A 2,910-nucleotide genomic window follows, 5' to 3' on the forward strand; every position below is an offset into this window, starting at 1 on the left:
CTTCACGCCATCCGCACGCACTGACGGCAGCCACACCTTTACTGCCACTGCGACAGATGCAGCGGGAAATGTCAGTGACACATCCGGCAGCTTTGTCATCACGATTGACACCCATACTGAAATGACCATCACAGGCCTGCAGGATGACGCGGGTACCGTGACGGGTCTGGTTGCTGACGGGGGTCTCACCGATGACAGCAATCCGGTGCTTATCGGGACGGCAGAGCCGGGCAGCATCGTGTATATCAGTTCAACGGGCGTCTATGGTGAACACTACAGCTTCACCGCAACGGTGGGTGATGACGGTAAGTGGACCCTGCCTCAGGGCTACGCCAAAGGCAACTATGGCACATTCAGCTACAGCGCTTACTCTGTAGATACTGCAGGAAACCACAGCGAAGCGGTGACGTTCAGTGTGGACTTTGTAGCACCGAATCAGGATGACATCACGCCGCCGGATGCACCGGTTATCACCGGTGCCATCGAAACCTACGATGACGGCACCAACATCGGGGTGGCTAATGACGCCACCATTGATGACAACACCCCGAGACTGTACGGTGATGCGGAAGCAGGCAGCATCGTGACGGTTTACGACGGCGCTGTTGTAATTGGCTCGGTTGCAGCCGATTCAAAGGGTGCCTGGACCTATGATGTCTCCCGGGCACTTGCTGACGGCAAGCACACCTTCACCATCACCGCGACAGATGCGGCCGGTAACACCAGTATTCACTCCGGTAACTTTGTGCTGGACGTTGAAACAGCAGACACCACCCCACCGGATGCACCGGTGATTACTGAGGTATATGACGACCAGGGACTGACTCAGGGGCCTGTCGCCAATGGCGGTAAAACCGATGACAGCCTGCTGAAAATCAGCGGTACCGCAGAACATGACAGCATCGTGGTTATCAGTCACGTGATTGAATCAACAGGGACCACTTATATCGACGGCTCCGTTGTGGCTGATGCTTCCGGTCACTGGGTATTCGATATGACAGGGCCATTCCAGCCGACGTTCGGTAACCGCATCATCACGGCAACCGCCACCGATGCGGCGGGTAACACCAGTGTTGCCAGCGACAGCTATGTGGTTAACTTTGTTGATACCAATTATGACGGCACCACCCCACCGGGTGTGTCTGGCATTGAGTCGTTTAACCAGGCTGATATGCCCGATATCATTACAAACAGCTTTACAACCGAGTCTGGTCTTGTAGTGAAGTCTTTGGGGGGCAAAATAGATTTGGAAGAGTGGCCTAACAGTGGTGCGGATGGTCATGACTTAAGAGATGAGACAGGGGGGTATAATTACTTAGACACAGTAAAAAGCGCCGGAGTGAATATAACGCTTCCTGGCTCCGCAGACAGTGTCACGTTTGTGGGCGCGATTGATGTCTCAGACAGCTCAAGCGTCCAGGCCTATGACTGGGCGGGGCATCTGATTACCGTCTCGGTTACGGATATAGGGCGTAACTCGAATGGTGGTCTTTTTAAATATCTCATTACGCCGGCTGAAGACCAGCATATTGCGTCGTTTACCGTTGTGGGGAGCCCTTTCATCGATACCATTCAGTGGACCTCCGCAGACACGGCTCACGCTGCCCAGCAAAGCGCTCTGCTGACTAGCCCCGACGCCGTGGACTATCACGACATTATGACCCTGGCACAGGTGGACGATTCTAATAAATCCACCGCTGCGGTCGATATCACTGACCATGTACAGAACACCCTTCATCTGACCCTGAACGACATTCTCAGCGAAGCCCATCCGAATCTGTTTGTGCAGGACGGCAAGCAACAGCTGGCGGTTACCGGCGATCAGGGTGATGTGGTTGAACTGAAAGTCGACGACCTGGCTCACAACACCTGGCAGGACAGCGGTGCAGTGACGGCAGGTGGCGTTCAGTATGAGGTATATCAGCATGCTGGCAGTGATGTAGAACTGCTGGTTCAGCACGGTCTGGAATTACATCAGGTTTCATAATCCCTGACGTGATCTGACCTTAATCCATCCCTGGCTCCGGCCGGGGATTTTTTCAGCCGCTGCGGAATGTGACCTGCCGGCCTGTGTCTGGTGGCCGCTATACTCACGCTCAGCCGCACCTGTACGGGTCATCTGTCCGGCTTTCTGTATCAGGACTTCTCATGACTGATCTGAGCAAAAAAGAACTGTTCGCCATGTTGGTAAAATACCGCCCGGAGAGCGCCGAATACCGCGCCGCACTGCGTTTACTGGAGATGAAGCAGTCTCTGGTTTTGTTGTACGCCATCTCTGACCGGTCAGGCAGTGTCTTCCTCGATGGTGAGGGATGCGTGGCAGCGGAAGCGTCAGCCCTGAAACAAACCGTACGGGCGCTGAATGAACAGTTTCACACGCGGGAGTTTCGGGTTGTGCCGTTATGTGTTGCGCAGAATGTGAAAAAATAGTCGTCAGTAAGCGTGTCCGGTTAACGTAACAAGACAGGCTAGGAACGCATTAACGTATTCGCGGCGACGTATTTTTAAATGTTTTATTCTGAATTCTGGAATATCTCTTTTTGTTTATTGTAATATCCGGATCAGATATTTCCATTTAGAATTGACGTTCTCCGTACCAGGAGTGCTCAGGTTTTATTTTTCGTGCTATTAAGCGGTGAGATTATAAAGACATTTTTTGCTGTGAAGGCCATCCTTTAGGGAATGGCCTTTTTTCCTCCGCCGGATTTTTCATCGTTCTCTTTAATCGGGTTTTCCTTGCATGGCAATGGGTTGCCTGAATTATCTGATATTGCTATTCGGTTTTATTGAATTTCTAGTTTGGGTTGTTGTAGCAGATGGTCTATTTCGGTAAATATCATTTAAAACAGTGAGATATTGTTCTCTTTATTTTCACCCTGCGGTTATTTTAATTTCGGGATTACATTATTT

General features: G+C 51.5%; 2 protein-coding genes. Both read left to right on the forward strand.

Annotated features, from left to right (window positions below; translation table 11 throughout):
- A partial coding sequence (locus tag D6C13_RS25160; RefSeq protein ID WP_244212808.1) for an Ig-like domain-containing protein occupies positions 1–1,987 on the forward strand: 1,987 nt, incomplete at its 5' end.
- A 161-nt stretch (positions 1,988–2,148) separates the two neighbouring features.
- Positions 2,149–2,430, forward strand: coding sequence for a hypothetical protein (locus D6C13_RS25165; protein ID WP_120135326.1), 282 nt, complete (start codon positions 2,149–2,151; stop codon positions 2,428–2,430).
- The last annotated feature ends 480 nt before the right edge of the window (positions 2,431–2,910 follow it).

Source organism: Rahnella woolbedingensis (genome assembly GCF_003602095.1).
Classification (GTDB): Bacteria; Pseudomonadota; Gammaproteobacteria; order Enterobacterales; family Enterobacteriaceae; genus Rahnella; species Rahnella woolbedingensis.

Bases quoted from the DNA above. Each gene is read 5' to 3' on its own strand.
- D6C13_RS25165 (WP_120135326.1), top strand. From the start codon at position 2,149: ATGACTGATCTGAGCAAAAAAGAACTGTTCGCCATGTTGGTAAAATAC.